Annotated in this window: 22 protein-coding genes and 4 tRNA genes; 12 read left to right on the forward strand and 14 right to left on the reverse strand. The window is 41.8% G+C overall.

Translation table 11 applies throughout. From position 1 onward, the window contains the following. The first annotated feature begins 8 nt into the window (after positions 1 to 8). Positions 9 to 539, forward strand: coding sequence for a molybdopterin adenylyltransferase (gene mog / locus WCY03_RS05195; RefSeq protein ID WP_345993940.1), 531 nt, complete (start codon positions 9 to 11; stop codon positions 537 to 539). Positions 540 to 599: 60 nt separating this feature from the next. Here the strand turns inward: mog and WCY03_RS05200 are convergent, their stop codons facing one another. Beyond that, positions 600 to 1,166 carry a hypothetical protein gene (locus WCY03_RS05200; RefSeq protein WP_345993941.1) on the reverse strand — a complete coding sequence of 189 codons (567 nt, stop codon included), beginning with the start codon at positions 1,164 to 1,166 and terminating at the stop codon, positions 600 to 602. A 71-nt stretch (positions 1,167 to 1,237) separates the two neighbouring features. Between WCY03_RS05200 and WCY03_RS05205 the strand changes: the two genes are divergently transcribed. Beyond that, positions 1,238 to 1,441 (forward strand): tyrosine-type recombinase/integrase, encoded by a 204-nt coding sequence (locus WCY03_RS05205; RefSeq protein WP_345994064.1) that lies wholly within the window; start codon positions 1,238 to 1,240, stop codon positions 1,439 to 1,441. On the opposite strand, the gene WCY03_RS05210 is transcribed toward WCY03_RS05205, so the two are convergent. The 6 genes from WCY03_RS05210 to WCY03_RS05235 all read right to left on the reverse strand — a co-directional run bounded on the left by WCY03_RS05210 (position 1,438) and on the right by WCY03_RS05235 (position 8,003). After that, positions 1,438 to 2,214, reverse strand: coding sequence for an exodeoxyribonuclease III (locus WCY03_RS05210; protein WP_345993942.1), 777 nt, complete (start codon positions 2,212 to 2,214; stop codon positions 1,438 to 1,440). The genes WCY03_RS05205 and WCY03_RS05210 overlap by 4 nt on opposite strands. 4 nt (positions 2,215 to 2,218) lie before the next feature. Then, positions 2,219 to 2,965 carry a hypothetical protein gene (locus WCY03_RS05215; protein WP_345993943.1) on the reverse strand — a complete coding sequence of 249 codons (747 nt, stop codon included), beginning with the start codon at positions 2,963 to 2,965 and terminating at the stop codon, positions 2,219 to 2,221. A 74-nt stretch (positions 2,966 to 3,039) separates the two neighbouring features. After that, the gene (locus tag WCY03_RS05220; RefSeq protein WP_345993944.1) at positions 3,040 to 3,921 is read right to left on the reverse strand and encodes a CoB--CoM heterodisulfide reductase iron-sulfur subunit B family protein; all 882 of its coding nucleotides are present in this window, start codon (positions 3,919 to 3,921) and stop codon (positions 3,040 to 3,042) included. Between the two features lie 12 nt (positions 3,922 to 3,933). Further along, entirely contained in the window at positions 3,934 to 4,917 is a 984-nt protein-coding gene (sdhB, locus tag WCY03_RS05225) for a succinate dehydrogenase iron-sulfur subunit (RefSeq protein ID WP_345993945.1), read from the reverse strand. 13 nt (positions 4,918 to 4,930) lie between these two features. Next, positions 4,931 to 6,643, reverse strand: coding sequence for a succinate dehydrogenase flavoprotein subunit (sdhA, locus tag WCY03_RS05230; protein ID WP_345993946.1), 1,713 nt, complete (start codon positions 6,641 to 6,643; stop codon positions 4,931 to 4,933). Between the two features lie 160 nt (positions 6,644 to 6,803). Next, a complete protein-coding gene (locus WCY03_RS05235) occupies positions 6,804 to 8,003 on the reverse strand; it encodes a GGDEF domain-containing protein (RefSeq protein ID WP_345993947.1) in 1,200 nt (399 codons plus the stop codon). 110 nt (positions 8,004 to 8,113) lie between these two features. Here WCY03_RS05235 and WCY03_RS05240 point away from each other — a divergent pair, with 110 nt between their 5' ends. From WCY03_RS05240 to WCY03_RS05275, 8 genes are all read left to right on the forward strand, one after another. Next, on the forward strand, positions 8,114 to 8,938 hold the full coding sequence (locus tag WCY03_RS05240; protein ID WP_345993948.1) for a thiamine-phosphate kinase: 825 nt from the start codon (positions 8,114 to 8,116) through the stop codon (positions 8,936 to 8,938). 9 nt (positions 8,939 to 8,947) lie between these two features. After that, a complete protein-coding gene (truD, locus tag WCY03_RS05245) occupies positions 8,948 to 10,024 on the forward strand; it encodes a tRNA pseudouridine(13) synthase TruD (protein WP_345993949.1) in 1,077 nt (358 codons plus the stop codon). Further along, positions 10,021 to 10,842, forward strand: coding sequence for a phosphatidylserine decarboxylase (locus WCY03_RS05250; protein ID WP_345993950.1), 822 nt, complete (start codon positions 10,021 to 10,023; stop codon positions 10,840 to 10,842). The genes truD and WCY03_RS05250 overlap by 4 nt, the downstream gene beginning before the upstream one ends. 6 nt (positions 10,843 to 10,848) lie before the next feature. Next, complete coding sequence (rmuC, locus tag WCY03_RS05255) at positions 10,849 to 12,198, forward strand: DNA recombination protein RmuC (RefSeq protein WP_345993951.1); 1,350 nt, start codon at positions 10,849 to 10,851, stop codon at positions 12,196 to 12,198. Positions 12,199 to 12,201: 3 nt separating this feature from the next. Next, on the forward strand, positions 12,202 to 15,318 hold the full coding sequence (locus tag WCY03_RS05260) for an efflux RND transporter permease subunit (RefSeq protein WP_345993952.1): 3,117 nt from the start codon (positions 12,202 to 12,204) through the stop codon (positions 15,316 to 15,318). A gap of 125 nt (positions 15,319 to 15,443) precedes the next feature. Then, a complete protein-coding gene (gene motA, locus WCY03_RS05265) occupies positions 15,444 to 16,217 on the forward strand; it encodes a flagellar motor stator protein MotA (RefSeq protein WP_345993953.1) in 774 nt (257 codons plus the stop codon). 12 nt (positions 16,218 to 16,229) lie between these two features. Further along, positions 16,230 to 17,144, forward strand: coding sequence for an OmpA family protein (locus WCY03_RS05270; RefSeq protein WP_345993954.1), 915 nt, complete (start codon positions 16,230 to 16,232; stop codon positions 17,142 to 17,144). A 109-nt stretch (positions 17,145 to 17,253) separates the two neighbouring features. Continuing rightward, positions 17,254 to 18,378 carry a PLP-dependent aminotransferase family protein gene (locus WCY03_RS05275; protein WP_345993955.1) on the forward strand — a complete coding sequence of 375 codons (1,125 nt, stop codon included), beginning with the start codon at positions 17,254 to 17,256 and terminating at the stop codon, positions 18,376 to 18,378. Between the two features lie 7 nt (positions 18,379 to 18,385). Here WCY03_RS05275 and WCY03_RS05280 read toward each other — a convergent pair whose 3' ends face one another. The 5 genes from WCY03_RS05280 to WCY03_RS05300 form a co-directional block, all read right to left on the reverse strand. Continuing rightward, entirely contained in the window at positions 18,386 to 19,267 is an 882-nt protein-coding gene (locus WCY03_RS05280; RefSeq protein WP_345993956.1) for a GyrI-like domain-containing protein, read from the reverse strand. A gap of 87 nt (positions 19,268 to 19,354) precedes the next feature. Further along, positions 19,355 to 19,429 (reverse strand) — tRNA-Gln (locus WCY03_RS05285). A gap of 25 nt (positions 19,430 to 19,454) precedes the next feature. After that, positions 19,455 to 19,531: transfer RNA gene (locus tag WCY03_RS05290), tRNA-Met, on the reverse strand. A 10-nt stretch (positions 19,532 to 19,541) separates the two neighbouring features. Continuing rightward, positions 19,542 to 19,616, reverse strand: a tRNA-Gln gene (locus tag WCY03_RS05295). A gap of 25 nt (positions 19,617 to 19,641) precedes the next feature. Continuing rightward, positions 19,642 to 19,718: transfer RNA gene (locus tag WCY03_RS05300), tRNA-Met, on the reverse strand. 142 nt (positions 19,719 to 19,860) lie between these two features. Here WCY03_RS05300 and WCY03_RS05305 point away from each other — a divergent pair. After that, a complete protein-coding gene (locus WCY03_RS05305; RefSeq protein ID WP_345993957.1) occupies positions 19,861 to 20,889 on the forward strand; it encodes a bifunctional 3,4-dihydroxy-2-butanone 4-phosphate synthase/GTP cyclohydrolase II in 1,029 nt (342 codons plus the stop codon). On the opposite strand, the gene WCY03_RS05310 is transcribed toward WCY03_RS05305, so the two are convergent. Further along, positions 20,846 to 22,099 carry a putative glycoside hydrolase gene (locus WCY03_RS05310; protein ID WP_345993958.1) on the reverse strand — a complete coding sequence of 418 codons (1,254 nt, stop codon included), beginning with the start codon at positions 22,097 to 22,099 and terminating at the stop codon, positions 20,846 to 20,848. The genes WCY03_RS05305 and WCY03_RS05310 overlap by 44 nt on opposite strands. A gap of 77 nt (positions 22,100 to 22,176) precedes the next feature. On the opposite strand from WCY03_RS05310, the gene WCY03_RS05315 reads away from it, so the two are divergent. Beyond that, on the forward strand, positions 22,177 to 23,004 hold the full coding sequence (locus WCY03_RS05315) for a M90 family metallopeptidase (RefSeq protein WP_345993959.1): 828 nt from the start codon (positions 22,177 to 22,179) through the stop codon (positions 23,002 to 23,004). 126 nt (positions 23,005 to 23,130) lie between these two features. Here the strand turns inward: WCY03_RS05315 and WCY03_RS05320 are convergent, their stop codons facing one another. Next, the gene (locus WCY03_RS05320; RefSeq protein ID WP_345993960.1) at positions 23,131 to 24,264 is read right to left on the reverse strand and encodes a substrate-binding domain-containing protein; all 1,134 of its coding nucleotides are present in this window, start codon (positions 24,262 to 24,264) and stop codon (positions 23,131 to 23,133) included. Positions 24,265 to 24,273: the final 9 nt, after the last annotated feature.

Genomic DNA, 24,273 nt, shown 5'->3' on the forward strand with positions numbered 1-24,273 from the left:
TTTTTTTAATGGCAGAAATAAAGATAGGCGTTATCACGGCAAGCGACAGAGCAAGTGCGGGGATATATGAAGATATCTCGGGAATGGCGATACAAGACACGATGAAAGACTATCTGACAAGCGAGTTCGAGATAGTCTACAGATGTATTCCCGATGAACAAGACGTCATAGAAACGACGATGAAAGAGCTTTGTGATGAAGCAGGGTGCTGTCTGGTCGTGACAACAGGAGGAACGGGTCCTGCACTGCGTGACGTAACGCCCGAAGCCACGGAAAACGTATGTCAAAAGATGATGCCGGGCTTTGGAGAGCTTATGCGTCAGGTGAGCCTGCAGTATGTCCCGACGGCGATCCTTTCGCGCCAGACTGCGGGTATCAGAGGAAAGTCTCTTATCATCAATCTTCCGGGAAAACCAAAATCGATCCGTGAATGTCTCGATGCGGTATTTCCTGCAGTACCGTACTGCATCGACCTTATAGAAGGGCCGTATATAGAGACGAATGAAGAAGTCATAAAAGCGTTTAGGCCGAAAAAATAACGTTTAAAATGAGCAATCAAAAAGCCGCCCGCGGATTTTTGATTGGTCTCCTTTAGTTTGTTATACACACTGATTCTTTATAATTTCAATCAATTTCTCATCTCCAGCACTATGTAGCCAAATGCACCAAAAAACAATTCCATTATCAGTTTTACTGAACACAATCCATTCACCAGTTTTTTTAGGCTTATCCAGTGATGAAATCAATGATTCATACATGGTTTCAACTGAAAAGGCTTGTTGCGAAAGATTAGTTTGATGTGCGAAATTTTTCCAATTTTCAATTATGCATGAGCTTTGTGCAAAATGAGTATGTAAGACAGGGAACCCCACCTGCTTAGTAATATTTTTTAAAACTCCTCTGCAATTATCTTCTGAAACAATCTTTTCCATTGATTCATAAATTGACCTAACAGGCGAGGAAAAAGGGATTTCATTAATTAGAACATAGCCTTGATGCATTATTCTGGATATTTGATGCTTCATATAATCAGAAACTGGACTTCCTTCGCAATGGAATTCAATAGCTTCCAAAATTTGATTAAAATAGTTACTGTAAGACCATTCCCTTTCCCGAGTAAGATTCCGGATAATTGGAACATCAAATGATCTTATTAAATCGTCCATAATTAGTTCGACTTCCTTGTATAACTATTTATTCAACGAATATTATATATAAAACAGCTCAAAATATCAAAATTGCAACTGATCCAAGAAGCAGTGAACAAAGGCGGCATCATATTTTTAGACACAGTTATGCTACTCATTTACTACAAGCAGGCATAGATTTAAGAAGTATTCAGGAATTGTTAGGGCATAAACGTGTGGAAACAACTATGATTTATACGCATGTTGTTTCGGAAATAAATAAAGCGAAGTTAATCAGCCCTTTAGATTTTTAAATAGAGATTTTTATTCCAACGGGACAATGGTCCGAGCCGGTGATATCTGAAAGGATAAAAGCATCTTCCAGATTCTCTGCAAGATCTTCGGATATGAAAAAGTAGTCTATCCTCCAGCCTGCATTGTTCGCACGTGCATTAAAACGGTAACTCCACCAGCTGTAAGCATCTTCCACATCTCCGTGAACATAGCGAAAAGTATCAATGTAGCCATGTTCTAGCAGCTTGTCTATCCAGGCACGCTCGATCGGCAGGAAACCTGAGCGCTCAGAGTTAGCCTTTGGATTCTTAAGATCTATTTCGCGGTGAGCGGTATTTACGTCGCCGCAGATAATGATCGATTTTCCCTCTTCGCGCAGTTTTTCGCAATGTTTTAAAAAATCATCATAGAACTTCATTTTATGCGAGAGCCTTTCATCATCTTTTTGACCGTTTGGAAAGTAGACGTTGAACAGCGCCACGTCGCCGAAATGCTGCTCTATGATGCGTCCTTCGTTCATAGTGTCGATATCTTTGCATGTAGAGGTATAATCACTCTTGATCGCAGAAAAGGTAGCAGTCCCTGAGTAGCCTTTTCTATCGGCGCTGTTGATTATGATCTCGTTATGCTGTTTTGCAAAAAGAGTGTCGGGGATCTGGTCCTGTGAGGCTTTTATCTCTTGAAGACAAAGGATGTCGGTATCTCTTTCATCAAGCCACTTGAGTGCTTCTTTTGTGGCTATTGCGCGTATTCCGTTGACGTTCCATGAGATTATTTCTATCGAGTTTGACATAGTATTACTTTATTATGTTATCGTTTAATTTTTGCAAAAACATACGGGCTGATATCCTTCCTGCGACTTCGACGGGAGAGTGGACTATATTGTTCATGTAGTACTGCGGAAGAGATGTAAAAGGATTGTCTGCAAGCTTTGCCATCCAGATGAACCCCTCAAGAAAACTTCCCAGTTTAATAGGTGAACCGTTTAATTTTGCATAGATTGTTGCAGGTTTGTCAAGAAGATAGGTCTGAGTACCGTCAAAGGAGGTCATCTCTATCTTATCAAGGTAAAGGTAGCATTCCCAATAATCGCCCGCTGAGCCGAAACCGCCGAATCCCGCTCCGTATGTTTTGATGACGATCCTATTGATCTTTCCTGTGAGCTTGAACCCTTCCGGGTCGTCAGGTTTGGCTGCATCTATATTTTCTATATCCAAACCCTGTGCTTTTAGTTCTCGAACAAAACCTGCGTTTATAAGTGTTATAGCAGACTCTTTTAGCTGCAGTTTTTGTTCATCGCTTGGAGAAGCGATCCAGAACTGTTCCGCCTGCAATATGCCTTCATAGTGCTTGAGCTCAATATTATCGCTGTTTAGCTCGAAACCTTTAAAATAGACGGGGATAGCTAAAATTTTTTTATTTACATGAAGATTTTTATTTGGCAGCGTCGTGGAAGGCAGAGACCTTGTCGATACTAAAGCGCTGCATCCGCTTATGAATAATGCAACAATAAGAGTAGATAAGAGTTTGAAGATTTTGTACATATCTGTTTTTTCACCTTTATGCGGATGAAAGGGCAATGTCACAAAATTCCCAAGCCAAAGCTTGAGAACGACGACTATATGAAGTTGACGTCGGTAACGTGGTGTTTAAGACCTAACTCTTCATATGTACATCCAAGGGCAAGACCGAGCATCTGCTGCATATGAAGTACAGGAAGCGTTACCTCGCGGCCGATCTCTTTAGAAGCATGACCTGTTTGTGTATCAAGCTTGAGGTGGCATAAAGGACAAGGTGTGACCATCCAGTCGGCATTTGCATCCATCGCACCTGCAACCGCATTTCCTGTAAGAATCGCAGCAGTACGAGGAGCCTGAAGCTCAGCATGGAAACCGCAGCATTTGTTTTTCTCATTATAATCGACGTTCATACCGCCGCAAGCGATGATAAGATCATCCAGCGAGGTAGGATTGTACGGGTTCTCCGCGCTTTTGTGAGATTCGTTTTGAAGCTCGGAAGGGCGGATGTTGTGACAGCCGTAAAACGGTGCGATGTTAAATTGGCTAAGAGGTTTGACAACCATGCTTTTGATCTTGTCCAAACCGAAATCGTCGATCAATGCGTACAAGAAGTGAGTGACATGTGATGTCCCTTTATACTCCAATCCGACTTCGGCAAGCTTTTCGTTCACTTTGGACTTTAGTTCGGCGTTATTATCGAGTCTGTGTTTTGTCATAGCCGTGTTTAGCTGACACGTGTTACAGATCGTCACCATTGTAAGACCGTGTTTTTCCGCATATGCGATATTGCGGGCGTTAAGTACCAATGACAAGAAATCATCATAATCCTGCAGATGTGAGGCCCCGCAGCAAGAAGCTTCAGTCAGTTCTATAAGTTCTATTCCGAGCTTGCGTGCAACCGCCATAGTCGACATCATCTGCTCAGGAGTACTCTCTTTAGCGGTACAACCTGTAAAAAGTGCATATCTTAATTTTTTCATTGCTTATAACTCCTAGAACTTAGCTGTAGATGATGATTTGACAAGTTTTTTGATCTCATCCAATTTATCTGCTTTTGGCATATTCCAAGGCAATACTATCTTACCTTTTTTAAACATTTTTATAGCGACTGGAACATGTTTGATCACACCGATATTTCCTTCGGAGTAACGGACAAGTTCACCCTCGTCCAAAAGCCCGTGTTTAGCGATAGAATGTTTGAAGCCGACGGCATGACGCGTTGCGACATTGTTCTTAGCGACGCCTTTAGTAAAGATCATATTGTGAAGTTTCGTGATCTTCTCAATTGGGTTGACCTCTTTTGGACATGCTTCTTGACATTCATAACATTTGACACAATCCCACACGCCTTGAGCTTCTTGGTTGACTTCGCTGATACGGGAAGTTCCCGCTTCATCACGAACATCGGCTTCAAAACGATATGCTTTTGCAAACGCTGCAGGACCGATGAAATCTTCATTGACCTCTACGACAGGACAAGCATAGTGACAAGCCCCGCATTGAATACAGATATCCGAATCAAGCAGTCTTTCAGCCTCTTCAGGAGAGACAAGATGCTCTGATTCGGGATTATCTTCGATATCGCTTACAAGATACGGCTGTACCTGTGCGTGTTTTTCCCAGAAATCGCCCTTGTCGATGATCATATCTTTTACCGAGCGTTTGATGCTTAGAGGCTCCAGCGTGATCTCATTACCGAAAAGTTCTATCATATCGTTCATGCTCTCTTTACAAGCAAGAGTGGCACGGCCGTTTACTTTTATGGCACAAGCACCGCATATTCCGTGACGGCAGCTGCGACGGTAAGAAAAACTGCCGTCATGATCCCATTTGATTCTATTTAATATATCCAGTACAACCTCTTCAGAAGTGACTTCCATCTTATACTCTTTATAGTATGGAAGGTAATCTTCATCAGCATTGAAACGAAATACTTTAAAAGTTACATCTTGTGTAGTGATTTTATGAGTACCCATATCTGTAATCTCCTTAGTAATTTCTTGCTTTTAACTCATGTTTACCAAGAGTTACAGGCATATAGTCAAGTGTTAGATCGCCGTTTTTATCCATATATGCCATCGTGTGTTTTAAGAAGTTGACGTCGTCGCGTTCTAGATAATCTTCTCTATAATGGGCACCGCGGCTTTCACGTCTTGCGACCGCGCTTTCTACGATAAAGGCTGAGTAATCAAGCATATGTCCGAGTTCGATCGCTTCTTGAAGTTCTGTGTTAAACACTTTTGATTTGTCGGCGATACGGATATTTTTAAATCTCTGGCGCAGCTCTTTTACTTTTCTGACGGCTTCTTCCAAAGATTCTTGTGTTCTAAAGGCACCTGCATTATGCGTCATGCTGTCTTGCAGTTCTGCACGTAAAGCGGGAACGGTTTCGTTTCCGTTGTTGTTCAGTATCCAGATTATCTCGTTTAATGCGGTATTTGCATCTTCTTGAGTTGCTTTTCTAAGAGGAATGCTGTCGATCTCTTCAACCATCGTCTTACCGACAAAACGTCCGAAAAGAAGTGCTTCAAGAACCGAGTTGGCACCAAGACGGTTTGCACCGTGGACAGACACACACGAACATTCTCCCGCCGCATAGAAACCTTCGACGAATTCATCGTTGTTTTTGCGGACGTGACCAGGAATATCAACAGGAATACCGCCCATAGAGTAGTGAGCCGTAGCGGAGATAAGAATAGGTTCTTTAATCATATCAAGACCAAGGAAAGTGATGGCAAGATCACGAAGTTCGGGAAGTCTTTCCATGATCAACTCTTTTCCTAAGTGCGTTACATCCAAGAAAACTGCATCTTTTCTCGGTCCTACACCGCGGCCTTCACGGATCTCGTTCATGATCGCACGGCTCACAACGTCACGTGAAGCAAGTTCAAGTGCGTTTGGTGCGTATCTTTCCATAAAACGTTCGCCTTTAGAGTTGAAGAGGCGTCCGCCTTCACCGCGGGCTGCTTCAGAGATAAGCACGCCGTTACCGGAAAGACCTGAGGGGTGGAATTGAACAAACTCCATATCTTCCAGCGGGAGACCATGACGGGCTACGATAGAAAGACCGTCACCCGTATTTGCATGTGCGTTCGAGTTGATCTTGAACGAACGTGCATAACCGCCTGTGGCGAACAATACGGATTTCGCATTGAAGATCGCCATCTGCATATCACGGATGTTAAACGCTACGACACCGGAGACTTTTCCGTCCTTATAGATGATGTCTGCCGCATACCATTCATCCCAAAACTTTACGCCTGCGCGAAAAGCCTGCTCATATATAGTTTGCAAAAGTGTCAGACCTGTTCTGTCTTTTGCATAACATGCACGAGGAGATGATTGACCTCCAAAAGGACGTTGTGCGATCTTGCCGTCTGCGGTACGGCTGAACGCCGCACCCATTCTTTCTGCCCAACGAATTGTTTCAGGCGCTTTTTGACACATAAATTCGACTGCGTCTTGATCAGCCAAATAATCAGAACCTTTTACGGTATCAAACTCGTGTAACTCTATGCTGTCTTTATCACTAAGAGCTGCATTGATCCCGCCCTGCGCTGCACCGGAGTGAGAGCGAAGAGGGTGTAGTTTAGTTATAACAGCAACATGTTTGCCTGCATTTTGTAGTTCTCGCGCAGCTGCACAACCTGCTAGTCCAGCTCCGACGATAACTGCATCATAAGTATAAATAGGAATACTCAATTTGCTTTCCTTTTTAAGAGAAATAATGCCTTTATTGTATCTGGATATTGCTTGTGTAAGATTAAAATTGATTATTATTCGAACGAACTGGCGTTATGTTACTATTTGAATCACTTATAAGTTAAAAACAGCTTATTAGAAGTTCCGTTTTGTAACAGGTTTAGAATTTTTCAGCGTGGTCGCGTATTTGGGCGATACGATTATATCCGTTTGTTTTTGCAGTTTGCAACACTTCTTTGGCATGCGAGATAGTATCTTCTAACGATCTGTTACTCTGTTTTATGACAAAGCCTCCGCTGAGCGTAAACGGTATCTTTGCGCCTTTTGGATCTTTAAATACGGCCTCTTCGATGCTTTTTCTGATAGATTCGCAATCGTTAAGAGCTTTTTCTTTTGAATCTCTTGAAAGTATTACCGCGAACTGATCGAAATCGATGCGTGCGATAACATCCGTGGGCTGCTCGTAAAGAGACATAATAAAAGAGATCTTTTTCAAGATGGACTGGCTCAGCTCTTTAGGAAGCTCTTTGTCGTATTTTTTGAAATTATCCACTTCAAAGACACAAACGGTCGTGTAATTACTGTCTTTCATCCCTTTTTTCTCGGAGTATGCGTGGATCATCCCTTTGTAGTTTTTTATGCCCGTAACGGGATCCACCATACTTGGATTTTGGGTCGTGGTAGGTTTTCTTACCATTCTCAGCTGGATGGCGTCTATCTCTTTTGTTGCCGCGGTTTCGGATGTTTTTTCATGACCTACGGCAAAAAGAGATTTTATATCATTATATATGATCTTTAGTTTTTTATAATACCAGAAGGAAGCTATCAAAGAGTTAAGAAACGTAAGATAGATAAGCCACTGTGTTATGGAAAATTTTCTGTAATCATAATCCACGTTTTTAAAGATCATTTCGTTGAGCAGATTCAAAACCGCTTGTTTCGAAGCGGTGAGTTCTTGCAGTTTTCGATCCAATTGATTTGTATTGTTTTCGTAATATGCGCTTAGTTTGGCGATATATTCATCTTCAAGCACTAAAAGTTTATTCGTATCTTTTTCAAAGTCGCCGTTCATTCCCAAAATATTCCACAAAAAGTCGTATGACGATATCGTATTTAAAGAGAGGGCTTCGGTTTTGAGTTCGGCACTCATTCCGCGGACTTGGATAATACTGTAATCTATATCGTTTCTTCCAAGATCGTACATCTTATTTACGAGCAGTTTCTGTTCTTTAATACTTTTGATCTTGTTGAACGATGCATATCTGTTGACTTCAATAAGAGAGATAACAAACAGCAATGAAGAACTGAGTGTTAAAAAAAATAGAAGATTTTTAAATATCGATTTTATAGAGAACTTCATATTTTGTTGTCCTTTGTATCACTATGATAACCATAGTATCACAATATATAGCTATTTTATAGGGATATACTTTAACATATCCTTAATCACATTTTATATAAAATATCCCCATGAATTTAGAAGATTGTTTTATATCGCATTTTAGCATAAAAAGTAAACGAATCGGTGACGACGGGGCGTTAATAGGGGGGTATGTCTACTCAAAAGACGCATTTTTCGAAGATGTTCACTTCAAACGGAACTGGATGAGCTTAAAAGAGATAGCATACAGGGCTATGATAGTCAATATCAGTGATGCAGTTGCAATGAACGCAACACCTCTTTATGCACTGCTCGCGGTCGCAATGCCAAAAGATATAGGCAGATCGGGAATGAAAGAGATATCTTCGGGTTTCATACAAGCCGCTGAAAAATACGGTATCGACATTATCGGCGGAGACACTATCTCCAACAGCAAGCTCGATATCAGCGTGACGATAATCTCTAAAACGAAAAAACCTCTTTTGAGGCGTGGGATGAAAAAGGGAGACCTTTTGGCTTATACGGGAAGGATAGGAGATTCTAAAAAGGATCTCAAAAAGCTGCTGAGAGGCGGAGTGCTTCATCCGAGATCGAAGTTTAGAAATATCATGCTCAGAGATGCTTTTATTTCCCGTGCTACAAGATATTTGAGTTCTGGTATGGATATTTCAGACGGTATTTTCAGTGATTTGGATAAACTGTCGTCTGTAAATGCTTTAGGATACGATTTTTTAAAAAAAATATCAAAAGATATAGGCTGCAGCGGCGAAGAGTATGAGATGCTCGTATCATTCGGCGCAAGAGAGAAAAAAGCGGTGCAAAGACGTGCGGCACAGACGAGAACGCCGATCACCGTCTTTGCAAAAGCAGCGAGAAAAAGATACAAAAACAGGTGCAAACCACACCATTTTTAAAAGGCGAATATGAACCGTTTTTATAGTATGAACCACTCTAGTATAGATTTTGTTTTCAAACAAACGGCTAGAGATTTCGTGGTAGATGAGATACCGCTTTACGAGTTTAGCGGTGAAGGGGAACACCTTATTTTGCATGTAAGGAAAAAAAACCTTACTACATGGGAAATGATAGACAAGATATGCGTATATCTTGGCATCAAAGCCAAAGAGATCGGTTATGCCGGTCTCAAAGACAAGAACGCGATGACCAAGCAGTATATCTCCGTCAATAAAAAATATGAAAAACAGATGGAAAGCTTTGATAATCCCGATATCAAGATACTTTCAAAAACATATCATGACAACAAGATACGAACGGGGCATCTCAAAGGAAACAGGTTTTTTATCCGTCTGAAAAAAGTCAATCCTACAAATGCCAAAAAAATATCTTTGGCTCTGAAACATATAAAAGAGTTCGGACTTCCCAATTTCTTCGGATACCAGCGTTTCGGCAATGACGGCGATAACTATATTCTCGGAGAAAAAGTCGCTCGGGGTCAGGCAAAAGAGCGTAATCCAAAGGTGAAAAAACTGCTTATAAACTCGTATCAGAGCCATCTTTTCAATCTTTGGCTCAGCCGCCGCCTGGAGATAAGTGCGCTAATAAACAGTTTTAGCGTTAAAGAACTGGAACCTATGCTGAACCTTTCAAAACATACTTTGGAGCAGATGAAAGAGCAGACACATCCGTTTAAGATGATAGTCGGAGATGTCATAGAACATTATCCGCACGGACGTCTTTTCAATTTTGAAGGCGATCAGGACGATATAAAAAGATTTGAAGAGAAAAAAGTCTCGATAACCGGGCTGTTATGCGGTAAAAAGGCATGGCAGGCGAAAGATGAAGCAAGGCTAATCGAAAAAGATTATGACGAGAAGATCGCAGCCGACGGTGCCAGACGCTATGCTTGGATATTTCCAGAAAACGTAGAGGGAGAGTACAAAGAGGAAGAAGCCTGGTATGAGCTTCATTTTTCTCTGCCAAAAGGCTCGTATGCAACCGTATTGATAGAAGAGATAGCAAAGAGGGAGATAAAATCTTGAATAAACATATAACGAGTTTAATATCACAAAAATTTGGAAAATTCGCATCGCATAAGTTCCCTTCATGGTTTCAGCGTATCGTGAACCAAAGCTACGTATCCTTGATGGGGCTTGATATGAGCGAGTTTCATTCACCGGCGACATACAAGAGTCTCAATGAACTTTTTACGCGCCGCTTAAGAGAAAACAGACATTATAGTTTAGACGGAGCCGATTTTATCTCTCCATGCGATTCGCTGATATCCGAATGCGGAGATCTTGATGAGAGTTATGCGCTGCAGATAAAAGGGATGCAGTACAGTACGGATGAACTGTTGGGAGAAAATTTCAGCGATGAAGAGAAAAAAGCGGTACATAACGGCCAGTTCATAAACTTTTACCTTTCGCCCAAAGACTACCATCGTTACCATATTCCGATGAATCTCAAAGTCCTCAAAGCGGTCCATATACCGGGAAAACTTTACCCGGTAAATATGCCTTCGCTGAAAAAAAGAGTGAACCTTTTTATAGAAAACGAGCGCGTTGTCATAAAATGCGAAACCTTGGATAAAAAAGTATTTTATATGGTTCTTGTCGGTGCCTTGAACGTGGGTGTGATGCAGGTCTCTTTTGAGCCGCGCATCAAGACAAATGCGAATGCGCACAGTCAAAGCGTTTACGAGTATGAAGAACTATATTTGAACAAAGGCGATGATTTTGGATGTTTTGAGATGGGTTCGACCATAGTCATTATCAGTGAAGAGAACATGTTTGATCTTTTGGTAAGCGGCAAAAAGAGTGTCCGTTACGGCCAGACGATAGCCAAATATTTGGAATAAACCTCTATGTACGAGTCTATTATCGCAGTTTTAAGTCTTCTTGCCGGAGGACTGAGTGTCTGGCTGGTCGGTTTTAAATCTCTAAAAAACAGGCATAAAAACGAGATAGGGCTTTTAAAAGAGGAATATGACAGACAAAGACAGAACATAAATGAATTAAACACTCAAAAAGCGACGTTAGTCGAGAGAGTCCGCGGGCTGGAGCAAAAAAGTGCAAGATTCGAGCAGCTTACAGAGGAGTATGCGGACTCCAAAAGCAAGATAGCCCAGCTTGAAACGATGCTTGAAAAAGAGCGTCAGATGAGTGCGGAAAAACTTAGTACGCTTGAAGAGAACAAAGAACATATGAAGCTCGAGTTCAAAGAGCTTGCGGACAAGATACTCGCATCCAATTCCGAAAAATTCTCCACGCAAAACAAAGATGCGCTCACAAAGATGATAACACCGATAAAAGAGCAGTTCGACGCTTTTAAAAAACAGATCGACGATGTCTACATAAAAGAGGCAAAAGACCGCTCCATGCTTCAATCCGAGATAAAAGCGATCAAAGAGATAAACCATCAGATGAGCACCGATGCCAAAAATCTCACACGTGCGCTTAAAGGCGAAAGCAAGAAGCAGGGGATCTGGGGAGAGATGATACTCGAGAGGGTATTAGAGAGCTCTGGACTGCGTGAAGGGCATGAGTATGAGCGTGAAACCAGTTTGCATCATGAGGGAGACGGAAGCCGTTTTCGTCCCGATGTTATCGTACATCTGCCCGATACGCGGGAGATCATCATCGATGCAAAGACTTCGTTAAGGGCATATGAACAGTATATAAATGAGAATGACGAAAACGATAAGAATCGTTTTGCTTTGCTGCATGTGGCATCGATGAAAAAACATGTGGATGAGCTCAGCGCCAAGGACTATACGAAATTAAAGGGTGTCGAAACTCTGGACTTCATCTTTATGTTCGTGCCTATAGAGAGCGCACTTTTGATGGCGATGGAGTCCGATCCGACCCTGTTTGACTACGCTTTTAAAAAGAGAGTCGTACTTGTCGGTCCTACGACGCTCATGGTCTCTTTGCGCGCGGTGGAAAACACATGGAAGTATGAACATCAGCAGAGAAATGCCCAAGAGATAGCAAAACGGGCAGGGCTGCTGTTTGACAAGTTTGTAGGATTTGTCGAGAGTGTCGAGAAGCTCGGCAAGCAGATACAGACCGTACAAAAAACGTATGAGGAGACATATAACAAACTGCATTTGGGTGCGGGAAGCATAACAACACAGTTTCAAAAACTCGAAAAACTGGGAGCTGCCGCAAGCAAGAGTATTCCCGAACATATAGCCAGACAGATAGAAGAGTAACCGATGGACAGATTAATAGAGTATTTCATAAAAAACAAGCATCTCAGTTACGTTCTGCTGATCTTTTTGATATATCTCGGTTATAACGCTTATGTAAATATCCCAAAAGAGCTGTTTCCAACCGTCGAGCTGGACAAGATAAGCATTACGGGAAAATATGCGGGAACGAGCGCGACGAACATGGACAAGATGGCAGTCCGCGATATAGAGGACGAGATAAGCAGTATAAGCGGCATAGACAAGACGGAGACGACCATCATCCCCGGTTCTTTTACGATCATATTGACGCTGAATGAACATGCGAACAAGATAAACGTTTTGAGTAAGGTCAAAGATTCCATCTCGGCATCGAGGCAGTATCTTCCTTCTGATATGAACGAACCCGTAGCAAAGCTTTTAGACAAGACAAAATCTCTTATAAAACTCTCCATTTCATCCACGAAGCTGCCAAAAAGTGCGCTGATACCGATAGCCAAAGAGATACAGACAAAACTCTCGAGAATAAAAAGCATCAGCGAAATATCCATCAGAGGAGATGCCGATCAGGAACTCTCCATCAAGTTGAACTCAAATGCGATACTCACCTATAATCTCAATCACGCAGACGTCATCGGCGCCATATCGAACCTCTCTTATATCTTCCCGATCGGAAATATAGAAGACAGAGGAAACTTCGTATTTGTTTCCACAGTCAACGGGAAAGGTTCCAAACAGGACTATAAAGACGCGATATTGAAAATAGACAACAGATTTGTAAGACTCGGCGATATAGCGGATGTGGATATCTACTATCCACAGACGAATACGCTTTCATCCTTTAACGGCAATCAGACACTGACGCTTGTCATCGACAAATCGGAAGAGGGGGACTCCATAGTCCTTTCCAAACAGCTTCGAAAATATGTCAAAAAGATAGAAAAAAACTATAAAGACGTCATATTCGACTTTTATCAAGACAGTTCCAAACCTATCAAGGAGCGTTTGAACACTGTCATATCGAATATGATGTTCGGGCTGATACTGGTCTTTGTGTCCATGTATATCTTCATAAATCTCAGGATCGCTATCATCGTAGTTGTGGGGATCCCTTTTTCTTTCATCATAGGACTTCTGTTCATATACTATATGGGGTATTCCATCAATATTGTCTCCCTTTTGGGAGCTTTGATAGTCATTGGTATCGTGGTCGACGATGCGATAGTCGTAAGCGAGAACATTCAGCGTCACATCGACGAAGGGAGAGCAAGGGACGAAGCTGCACTTATCGGGGTAAAAGAGATGATGCTGCCCGTGACTCTGGCTACCGTGACGACTGTAGTGGCATTCTTGCCTATGTTCATGCTTACAGGTGAAATAGCACTATTTATGATCATGGTTCCCATCGTGGTAGTGATGATACTTCTTGGTTCTCTGTTTGAAAGCTTTTTCTTTTTGCCCCTGCATGCACAGGAGTTTTTGCGAAAAAGCGACAATCTTTTCGACTGGACGGGATTTCAAAATCTTTATGAAAAAATTCTGCACAAATTCATAAAATATAAAAAGACTTCGCTGCTTCTGTTCTTGATCCTCATACCGCTGCTGACCGTCGTTACCGCGAAATCCATGAAGTTTCAATTCTTTCCGAATTTTGACGGTAACAACCTGTATATTTCCGGAAAACTGAGCGTCGATACGCCCATAGAGGACACTTTTAAAATAGCCAGAGAGATAGAGCATGAGATGATGAAACACAAAAAGGAGTTCTCTCTCAAATCGATCTCCGCTACCAGCGGATACAGAAGAAGTCTTTCAGGGGAGACGGAACATTCCAACAACGTATTTTTTATCACGATGGAACTCTATGACAGAGAAGATACGAACTGGATAAACAAATATGTCAATCCTCTGTTAAACTTTTCCTTTGATTTTAACGACCCCGAAAAGATAAGAAAAAAACGTACTTTTGAACTTTCGCCGCTTGCTAAAAAGATAATCGCACCGTATAAAAAGAGATATCATATGGTAGAACTCGGAGTGATGGAAGACAAACCGGGGATCATCAGAAGCGATATCCAGATAAATCTTTCGGGTATGAACGATGCGGAGCTTGAAAGTTCTATCAAAAAACTTGAAAAACAGCTTTCGGGTATAAATGGAGTCTTGAACTACAGCGACAATATCCGCTACGGAAAGATGGAGTACAAGATCAAGATCAACCCTTACGGAGAAAGTCTGGGACTCAGCGAAGGATCAATCGCAAAACTGCTGAGTGATTATTTCTTGGAAAAACGCCAGACGAGCACGTTTAACGATCGCGGTGTCATGGAGATAAAAACGGAGGATATGGATAAGGACAAGACAAAGACGCTGCTTGATTTTGACGTTCCTCTGGGTGACGGACGCTACGTAAAACTGCTACAGGTCGCAGATATCATAAAAATACGCGATTACGAGAAGATAGACAAACTCAACGGCAGTATCGTAAAAACGGTGTTTGCAAATGTCGACAAAAGACATATAACGCCTCAGGAGATACTCGATCAACTGCAGCCCACACTCGATGCGATAGCGGATTCGGGTATCGAGGTAAACCTTTTGGGAGAGAAGGAGAAAAGTTCCCAGTTGAAGACCGATATGAAAAAAGCGGTGTTCTTGGCGCTTTTTTTGATTCTTATCACACTGCTTCTGATCTTTCCGAAGATAAAATACGCTCTGATGGTAATGAGCGTTATCCCGCTTTCAGTGCTGGGCGCGCTTTTAGGGCATAAACTTTTGGGTATAAATATGACGATGCCTTCTGTGATCGGTATCCTGGGGCTAGCGGGAGTCGTTATAAACGACGGTATTATCATGCTTGATTTTCTTCACGGCACACATAAAACCGATGAGTTTTATAACCGTGCGAAGTTGAGACTCCGTCCTATCGTTATTACATCTGTCACAACCTTTTTGGGATTGTTCACTCTGATCTTTTATGCAACAGGGCAGGCCGTCATACTGCAGCCTATCGCCGTATCGATAGGGTTCGGACTTGTCTGGGGGACATTTTTAAACCTTCTTTATCTGCCTACCCTTTATGCTTTGGTTAACGGAATAAAAGCAAACAGACAAGAGGAATCGATATATATCGGGGAAAAATGAGAGTTGGATAATTTGTGATATAATTTTTATCGATCGTGTTTTTGGTTACATGAAAGTGTTTTTTAGCCGATCTAATCTAATTCCTATTGTTCGCAGTAATAAATAGTTAAGATTTGGAGTGTGTTTTGGATTTAACCGTTATTTTAGGGATGTTGTTCGCCGTCATCTCGCTATCTACCGGAGATATACTCGACGGAGGAAATCCTCTGGGTCTTCTTCATATCACATCGTTTCTTATAGTTATCCCTACGGCACTTGCCAGTGCAATGACGGGGACAAGCGGAGATTATGTCAAAGCAGCCTATAGAGAGCTGAAATTTGTCTTTAAGAAAAGCCCCGTCAACTTTCAAGAGCGTATCAATCAGATCATAGAGTTTTCTATAATTGCACGTCGAGACGGGCTTTTGGGTTTAGAGCCGCATATAAACAACATCGATGACGAGTTCTTTAAAAAAGGTCTCAGCATGACAATTGATGGAATAGATATCGATGAGATAGAGACAACGTTGGAAATCTTGATCGATGAAACGGAGGAGTATTATCACGGTGCGGCGCATTATTGGATACTCGCAGGGGAGACGTGTCCCGTCATGGGTCTCATCGGTGCCGTCATGGGACTGATTCTCGCCCTTCAAAAACTAAACGACCCCGTAGCGATGGCAGAAGGTATCGCCGGTGCGTTTACGGCGACGGTGACCGGTATCGCGGGAGCATATATGTTTATCGGCCCGATAGGAAACAAGCTCAAAGCCAAATCGCGCCATAATATCAGAGAAAAACAGATCATTCTAGCAGGTATTTTAGGTATCGCTTCTGGAGACAATCCAAGAGCACTTGAAGGCAAGCTATTCCATTATTTCTCTCCGCTCGAAGAGAAAAAAAGTAAGTTTGAACAATAAAGCAGGCAAAAAATGAAAAAAAGATGTAAGAAAACGGAGTGCCCGGCAGGAGAGAAATGGGCTGTCCCGTATGCCGACTTTTTAAGTCTGCTGCTGGCTCTTTTTATCGCTCTTTATGCTTTGGCTTCTGTTAATAAAGTAAAAATGGAAGCACTAAAAGCCGCTTTTGTCCAGATATATTCCTACGCTCCAAGACCGCAGCAGATGACTCCGGTGATCAAGAAGGCCGCACGGCCGGGAGATAATAAAAATCAAGGTTCCTCTCCCGGATCGCTAACGGGATCCAAAAGTGTTTTAAACGGCGGAGTACCGGTAACAAACCAGGGAGATGCCGCAAAAGATGCCGCAACGAACGGAGTTGCAGGTTCGGACAGTATTGTAAGCGGCGGGGTTCTGATGGAACTCTTAAATATAAAACGGGCCGTTATCGATGCAAAAGAGTCGATCGAAAAGGAGCAAAGCGGTTCGGCAGTCTCTATACAAGACGCTCAAGACGGTTTTATAATAAATATGCCTGCATCGCTGCTGTTTAAAAAAGACAGTGCGAAGATAACAGATCATGATACTCTGCTCTTTTTAAAACGTATCGTTTTGATCATAAAGCAGATGCCAAGCAATGTCGATGTTCTGGTAAACGGATATACGGATAACATCGTACCTGCAAAAGATTCGGTGTATAAAGATAATTGGCAGTTATCGAGCGCGAGAGCTTTATCCGTCGTAAAAGAGCTGGTCAAAGACGGTGTCAGCGGCGACAGACTGGGGGCAGTGGGTTATGGCGAATATAGACCTGTAGCGACAAACGATACAAGCGAAGGGCGTGATAAGAACAGACGGGTTACGATCAGCTTTATGGCAAAACAGCCAAAGAACACTAATGTGCAAAAGCAGGATATCTTGGATCAAACAAGTCAAGAGCGCCAGTAAAATAGTTTTGAATAGTAAATATACACATTTTGGATAATATCTGTGTATGTTTGGATAAAGAAAAACTTTTTATTTTCCCTTATAATCTCAAACAAAAAAAGGATGTTTTATGAAGCGTTCGTTTGTAAGAGAGATATTAGAGATCATAGGAAGCGATACCATATCGTTTGCGGGCGGTTTGCCCGATGAGATACTTTTCCCCGCAGAAGATATCTCTTCCATTACCCAAAAAATATTGTCAGCGCCCGAGGCGCTGCAATATTCATTTAGTGCGGGCATTGCACCGCTTCGGGAAAAACTGGCGTCTTATTATACTTCTTTGGGTCTGCAGACCGATCCTAAAAACATACTTATAACAACCGGAGCGCAGCAAGCCCTTGATATCATAAGCCGTGTCTATTTTAAAGAGGGGGCGGTGGTCGAAGCACCGGCTTATCTCGGAGCTTTAAATGTCTTTAATTCGAACGAATGTCCTTTGTATCCGATAGAACTTGCCGACGACGGAGTGGATATCGAAAATTTTGAAAAGATATTTTCAAAGATCGGCAGAGCCTATCTGATGTGTGATTTTCAAAATCCTACGGGGAAATGTTACAGCATCGACAAACGTGAACGTTTGGCAGAATCGGCGATAAGAAACAACGGAATAATCGTAGAAGACGGTGCATACATGGAGCTTTTTTTTGAAAAAAGACTACCCATGCTCACTTCATTTGCTCCGTTGAATTCTTTGCATATAGGTTCCTTCTCAAAAACACTGGCTCCCGGGCTAAGACTCGGATGGATAAGAGGAAAAGAGAAGCTGTTAAAGCCGCTTTTGGCGTTAAAAGAGAGAACGGATCTGCATACGTCCACACTTTCGCAGATGATAGCCGATGAGTTTTTCAGCCGCGGCCTGTTTGATACCCATCTGCCGAAAATAAGAGCCGTTTACAAATATAAATGCGATTATTTGGCACAAGAACTGGGCCGGCTGATCCCAAACTTTAAATTTAAAAAGCCGGATGGAGGGATGTTCATATACGGCAGTTTTCAAGGCGGGATAGATGCATATGAACTGGCTAGGAAATGTTTGAACGACGGAGCGGTTTTTGTTCCAGGAGGAGAGTTTTATACCGACGTATCGATCAACTCGGAGGCCAGGTTCAATTTTACGCATCCCACGCTTGATGAGATAAAAACGGGGATAGATATGATCTCTGCGGTATATTATGCCCTTATCGAAGAGATGTGAGATATCTTTATAATATCCGGATGGGAAGAAAAAATTCCAGTTCGAACTCTCCGCTTTCGTTTAAAAAATGATTTTTTTTATAAACGGCATACGGCGGCTGCGTTTTCGTCTCAAAACCGCTGTTTGGAAGCCATATATGATATACGTACCGCATAAAACGCAATACGTCTCCGTATCTTCCTTTTATATCAAATACGGCGCATAATGAGCCGGGTATCTCTAAGTATCCGATCTGTCCATGAGGAGGAGAGATTCCCTTTGGAAGCTCTACTGCTGCAACATAGGCACACTCCTGTAAAGGCGTTATCGCAGGGTTGTCATGATGCAGGGCTATCTGTCTGTTTTCTTTTTCTATCCTGTTTTCAATACACCATGCGTACAATCTGTTCCAAGTGTTTTTTATGGAGATATTGTAACCCTTATGTCTTATGTAAGCGACTTTGACAGGCTCTGTTTTTACGATCTTGGGTATCAGTCCGGTAAAATCCGAATCCGAAGAGCTCGCGCTTGGCGAACTTGATAATATCTTTTGAGAAAACGCGAGATAAGCGCCTCTTCTCCAATCACCTGGAGGAGTCTCGAATCTGCTTTTAAAAGCCTTGATAAAAGATGTCTGTGAACTATATCCGCACATAGAAGCGATTTCGGAAATGGAAGCGTATCTGTTGGTCAAAAGGAGGTTTGCGGCTTTTTGCAGCCGGATAGACCTTATTGTCTCATAAATATTATTTCCCGTTTCCTCTTTGAAGATCCTATGAAGATGATGAGCGCTTATCTGCTTCATCGATGAAAGTTCGGCGACATTGAGATCGGTATCGATATATGAGTATATATAGTGTAAGATATCATTGACGATATCGCTTCTTTGTTCTCTGGTCTCTTTTTTCATATCTAATAATAACACAGACGGATAATAAAATCGTATGTTCGGTTTATATTTTGATCTGGTAAAGAAAAGGAATATGATAGATTTTTGTGGATGGGGTAGAGGGATTCGAACCCCCGAATGTTGGTACCAAAAACCAATGCCTTACCGCTTGGCGATACCCCAATATTAAATATTTAAAATGACGTCTTGGTTGCGGAAATAGGATTTGAACCTATGACCTTCGGGTTATGAGCCCGACGAGCTACCGAGCTGCTCTATTCCGCGATCTTTTTCTTGGATGGGGTAGAGGGATTCGAACCCCCGAATGTTGGTACCAAAAACCAATGCCTTACCGCTTGGCGATACCCCAATATTAAATATTTAAAATGACGTCTTGGTTGCGGAAATAGGATTTGAACCTATGACCTTCGGGTTATGAGCCCGACGAGCTACCGAACTGCTCTATTCCGCGGTATTTACGACTGCGCCAACCTGTTGTTGGGCCGAAATTATATGAAAATATACCTCTTTTGTCAAGGCTTTTTTCTGTTTATAATGCTTTTTAGCTAAGTTTGAATATAATGCCGGATATAAATTATACGGAAAGAAGAGTTATGACACCGACTACGAGAGTTTTACAAGCTATAGAAGATATGAAAAAAGGAAAAATGGTCATCATGGTCGATGATGAAGATCGTGAGAATGAGGGCGACCTCGTATACGCATCTGTCTTTTCCACACCCGAACATGTCAATTTTATGGCGACTCGCGCAAGAGGGTTGATCTGCGTAGCGATAAACAAAGAGATAGCCACAAGACTCGATCTCAATCCTATGGTAAGCTCAAACACTTCTACTCATGAAACGGCATTTACGGTTTCCGTCGATGCTGCGGATGCAAAGACCGGTATTTCCGCCGGCGAACGGGACATGGCCATAAAAGTTTTGGCAAGTCCCATAAGCAATAAGCACGAACTTGTAAGACCGGGGCATATTTTTCCTTTAATAGCTAAAGAGGGAGGTACTTTGGTCCGTACGGGACATACCGAAGGTTCGGTGGATCTTTGCAGGCTTGCAGGACTCAGTGAAAGCGCCGTAATTTGTGAGATCATCAAAGACGACGGAACTATGGCGCGCCGCGACGATCTGGATATTTTTGCAAAAGAAAACGACATGAACATTGTATATATCTCCGATATAGTGGAGTATAGACTCGCAAATGAGATATTGGTAAGTAAAACGGAAGAAGAAGCGATAGAATTCTTCGGTGTGAAAGTCAAAAAATACACCTTTTTGGATCACAATAAGATAGATCACACGGCTATCGTGTTTCACAGTGTCGGTTCCGTATCAAACGTGAAAGTTCATAACGTCATACCGGACATCGACCTGTTTTTGAATCAGCCAAGATACAATCATCTTGTCGATTCCATCGAGTATTTAAAACAAAACAGCGGTGTTTTGATATTTATAAACAAACCGACGCATGAAGAAGACTCTTCGATGAAAGAGTACGGTATCGGTGCTCAGATATTGAAATCTCTTGGTGTAAAGAGTATGAATCTTATCACCTCTTCAAAACAAAAAGAGTTTGTAGGCCTCAGCGGTTTTGGGCTTGATATACATGAGATGGTTCATCTATAGGGATGAAGTAGCTTTCGTCATATCTGCTTGATGGATTCCAAAACATCCATCCGCTCGTATTCGCATCTGCACAGGCTTTTATCTGTTCTTGTATCTCTTTTCTTTTATAATATCTTTTATCAAAAGCATAATCTTTAAACGCCTGAAGCCAAGGGCGGATCCTGTTTGGAGCTATCTCGCAATGGATATGTTTGACACTTCTGTAGATGGTCTCATACGGATATGCCGCAGGGTTCTTAAATCCGAATGAACCGCTTGCAAAACCCGAAGGATAGAGCATAGGAGAGAGATAGTCCGTGTATCTTGCAAGGGAGCTTATCGTGTGCCCTATGTTCGTATCGTCATCCGCCCAGCAGACATTTCCGTAGGTGTCGACCGAGATGAAAGTTCCGTAAGGGCGAAGTTTTTCCTGCGCTCTTTGTATGAACTCTCCGATGGCGTCTATACGGTTCTTTTCACTGTTTTTCTTGCTGAACTCCAAAGAGAGTTTTGCGGGAAATCTGATATAGTCGAAGTTGATTTCGTCAAAGCCTCTTTTTGCCGCATCGGCAGCGATCGAAAGAACATAATCGTATGATTTGGATATGTAGGGATCTACCCATGCCATATTCTCACGGTTTCTCCATACTTTTCCATCTGATTCTTTGAGCGCATATTGCGGAAAGTTTACGGCTCTGAGCTCATCTTTAAAAACTACTACACGGCCTATAGTATAGATGTTTTTCTCTTTCATGAGTTTCATAAATTTGTCTATATTTTTGATGGTTCTATGTTTCCATGCGCCGATTTTGTTCGCATTTTCGTAATCCGTTTTGTAAGAGGTCCATCCAAATTCGTTTTTTATGTCTACAACTACAGCGTTTATCTCGTTGTCGTCTATCATTTTGATGATCTTTTTTAAGGTCTTTGAATTGATCCTTGCTCCCCAGAAAGAAAGATACAGGGCTTTTATCCTGATGGGCTGCAGATAGTGTTTTGTATCGTTATCATCGCTTTTAAAGCTGTAGGGTCTGTATCCGTAAGCTTTTATATGGAGAAGGTCATCTTTGTTGTCAATGGTAAATCTGCCGTCTTTATCGCTTAAAACTTCGCTCTTCGTATCAAACACTTTGGCATTTGAAACGGTGCTGTTGGTGTCCTTGTCGATCAAAACACCGCTGATCGAAGCAAAAACGGATATCGGTATCAGAAAAAACAGAATCTTCATCATATATAATCTTTTTAGTAGTGTATAATCTCATAGGTTTTAAAAATCGGATTATATCTTAAAAAAGGAAGAATTTATAAATGGATTATTATTTTTCGTTTCTTATTTTGCTTTTAGAAGCAGGAGGCGGCGCTGTTCTTCTTTTGATACTTTATTCGATATATAAAAGATATAGACTCAAAAACATTTCAAATCTGCCTTTTTTAGATGAATATGAAGAGGTTTTGATGAAAACACCTCATTACAAAAGATTGTCACAGGACGAGAAAGAAAGGATACAAAGATCGATTCTGCTCTTTGTCAATACAAAAGAGTTTATCGGGGTTCATTTAAACGTTACGACCGAGATGAAGCTTATTATCGGTTTTTATGCCTGTCTGCTGCTTTTAAACATAAATACGCAAAATTGCTACGATAACCTTAAAACGATAATCATCTATCCCAATACGATCATAACCAAAGAGATAAAATCAAACGGCGGTGTCTATACGAACGAAAAATTCTTTCTTGAAGGACAATCGATAAACGACACTGTGGTCATAAGCTGGCATGAAGCAAAAAAAGAGGCTTATCATCTGCACCGCAACAATGTAATAATACATGAGTTCGCACATGAGATAGACTTCATGGATGGAGAGATAGACGGAATCCCTCCGCTTCAAAAATCAAAATATGCCTCCTGGGCGCATACATTGCAGAGAAATTTCAAAGTATTGAGCGAAATCGCGGTAAAAAACAGAGAGTGGGGAAAATACAAGCTTATAGGAGGATACGCCGCTACGAACGAGGCAGAGTTTTTCGCAGTGCTTACCGAGATATTTTTTGAAAAACCGGACTCTTTAAAGAAAAATTTTCCGGATCTGTATAACGAACTCCGGGATTTTTATAAAATAGAGTTTTTAAGATAGATGTTTACTACTCTCCCGTCTCGCCGAAAAAACTTACGGCTATGTAAACAGCGGCAAAAGCTACCATTATCACTGTCCAATCAAAATAGTTCAGTTCCATCATCTTAGGTCCTTTTCTATTACATGTCACCTGACATTTAAAAAGTATTTTAAACTCGTATCTGCCCAAACCTTACTGAGATCTAAATGATTCTTTATAGACTCATATACTATCTCAAAATCTTTATTTTTAGCTGATTGTTCCTCTATGACTTTCTGCAAACCTTTTTTCCCCGCTTCGTTCACTTCATCCGGGAATTTTAAAAGTTCCACGCCCAGCGATTTAAGCTGTTTGAGAGCATGAATATTCTCATAATGAAACTCTGAGGTCATAGCGGAGTTCAGATCGCTCGATGCGAGTTCTATTATGGCTTTATGTTCGAATCCGAGCTTTTTCCAGGACTGTTTGTTAAAAGTCAGTTCCAAAATAGAGCCCGGTTCATGCCATCCTGAGTAATAGTATGGCGCGACCTTGTAAAAGCCCATCTTCATGTCCAGATACGGTCCCACCCATTCGGTGGCATCTATCACGCCGCGCTCCAAAGAGGTATAGATCTCGCCTGCCGGAAGAAGTATGGGGTTAACTCCCATTTTGGAAAAGACCTCTCCGCCAAGACCTGGTATTCTCATTTTCAGTCCCTGCATATCCGCCAGAGAATTGATCTTCTTTCTGAACCATCCACCCATCTGTATGTTTGTGTTTCCGCCTAAAAGAGGGAAAAGATTGTATTTATCGTATTTTTCTCTCCACAGTTCCAATCCTCCGCCAAAAAGCATCCAGGAGTTTATCTCTTCAGCCGTAAAACCGAAAGGGATGCCGCTGAAAAGCGAAAAAGAGCTGTTTTTGCCTTTCCAGTAGTAGGGACCCGAGTGAAAAGCGTCTATCTGCCCGCTGCTTGCCGCATCAAAAACGGCTAGAGCGGGAACAAGAGTGTTCTTTGGAAACAGTTTTACTTCCAAAGAACCGCCGCTTGCATCTTTAACCTTTTGTGCAAAACGTTCGACACCGATCCCCATTATGGGAAAGTGTGCCGGCCAGCTCGTAGCAAGGGTTATAACGGTTTTTTTATTTTTGTTTACGTTTACTCTTTTGATATCGTCATCGTTTTTTTTTGGATGTTTCGAGTAATCGATGGCGACATGGTTACCCTCGTTACATCCGCTCAGTGCGACAGCCGTAGCTGCGCCAAGACTCGCCGTTATAAAATCTCTTCTATCCATTTTCCGCCG

Origin of the sequence: Sulfurimonas sp. HSL-1716 (genome assembly GCF_039645975.1) — a bacterium.
GTDB classification, from domain to species: Bacteria; Campylobacterota; Campylobacteria; order Campylobacterales; family Sulfurimonadaceae; genus Hydrocurvibacter; species Hydrocurvibacter sulfurireducens.

Coding starts and splice junctions, on each gene's coding strand:
- WCY03_RS05310 (WP_345993958.1), bottom strand. CDS start 22,099: ATGATGAAGATTCTGTTTTTTCTGATACCGATATCCGTTTTTGCTTCG.
- WCY03_RS05200 (WP_345993941.1), bottom strand. CDS start 1,166: ATGGACGATTTAATAAGATCATTTGATGTTCCAATTATCCGGAATCTT.
- WCY03_RS05235 (WP_345993947.1), bottom strand. CDS start 8,003: ATGAAGTTCTCTATAAAATCGATATTTAAAAATCTTCTATTTTTTTTA.
- truD (WP_345993949.1), top strand. CDS start 8,948: ATGAACCGTTTTTATAGTATGAACCACTCTAGTATAGATTTTGTTTTC.
- mog (WP_345993940.1), top strand. CDS start 9: ATGGCAGAAATAAAGATAGGCGTTATCACGGCAAGCGACAGAGCAAGT.
- sdhB (WP_345993945.1), bottom strand. CDS start 4,917: ATGGGTACTCATAAAATCACTACACAAGATGTAACTTTTAAAGTATTT.
- WCY03_RS05220 (WP_345993944.1), bottom strand. CDS start 3,921: ATGAAAAAATTAAGATATGCACTTTTTACAGGTTGTACCGCTAAAGAG.
- WCY03_RS05315 (WP_345993959.1), top strand. CDS start 22,177: ATGGATTATTATTTTTCGTTTCTTATTTTGCTTTTAGAAGCAGGAGGC.
- rmuC (WP_345993951.1), top strand. CDS start 10,849: ATGTACGAGTCTATTATCGCAGTTTTAAGTCTTCTTGCCGGAGGACTG.
- WCY03_RS05210 (WP_345993942.1), bottom strand. CDS start 2,214: ATGTCAAACTCGATAGAAATAATCTCATGGAACGTCAACGGAATACGC.
- WCY03_RS05305 (WP_345993957.1), top strand. CDS start 19,861: ATGACACCGACTACGAGAGTTTTACAAGCTATAGAAGATATGAAAAAA.
- WCY03_RS05320 (WP_345993960.1), bottom strand. CDS start 24,264: ATGGATAGAAGAGATTTTATAACGGCGAGTCTTGGCGCAGCTACGGCT.
- WCY03_RS05280 (WP_345993956.1), bottom strand. CDS start 19,267: ATGAAAAAAGAGACCAGAGAACAAAGAAGCGATATCGTCAATGATATC.
- WCY03_RS05260 (WP_345993952.1), top strand. CDS start 12,202: ATGGACAGATTAATAGAGTATTTCATAAAAAACAAGCATCTCAGTTAC.
- WCY03_RS05215 (WP_345993943.1), bottom strand. CDS start 2,965: ATGTACAAAATCTTCAAACTCTTATCTACTCTTATTGTTGCATTATTC.
- WCY03_RS05270 (WP_345993954.1), top strand. CDS start 16,230: ATGAAAAAAAGATGTAAGAAAACGGAGTGCCCGGCAGGAGAGAAATGG.
- WCY03_RS05240 (WP_345993948.1), top strand. CDS start 8,114: ATGAATTTAGAAGATTGTTTTATATCGCATTTTAGCATAAAAAGTAAA.
- WCY03_RS05275 (WP_345993955.1), top strand. CDS start 17,254: ATGAAGCGTTCGTTTGTAAGAGAGATATTAGAGATCATAGGAAGCGAT.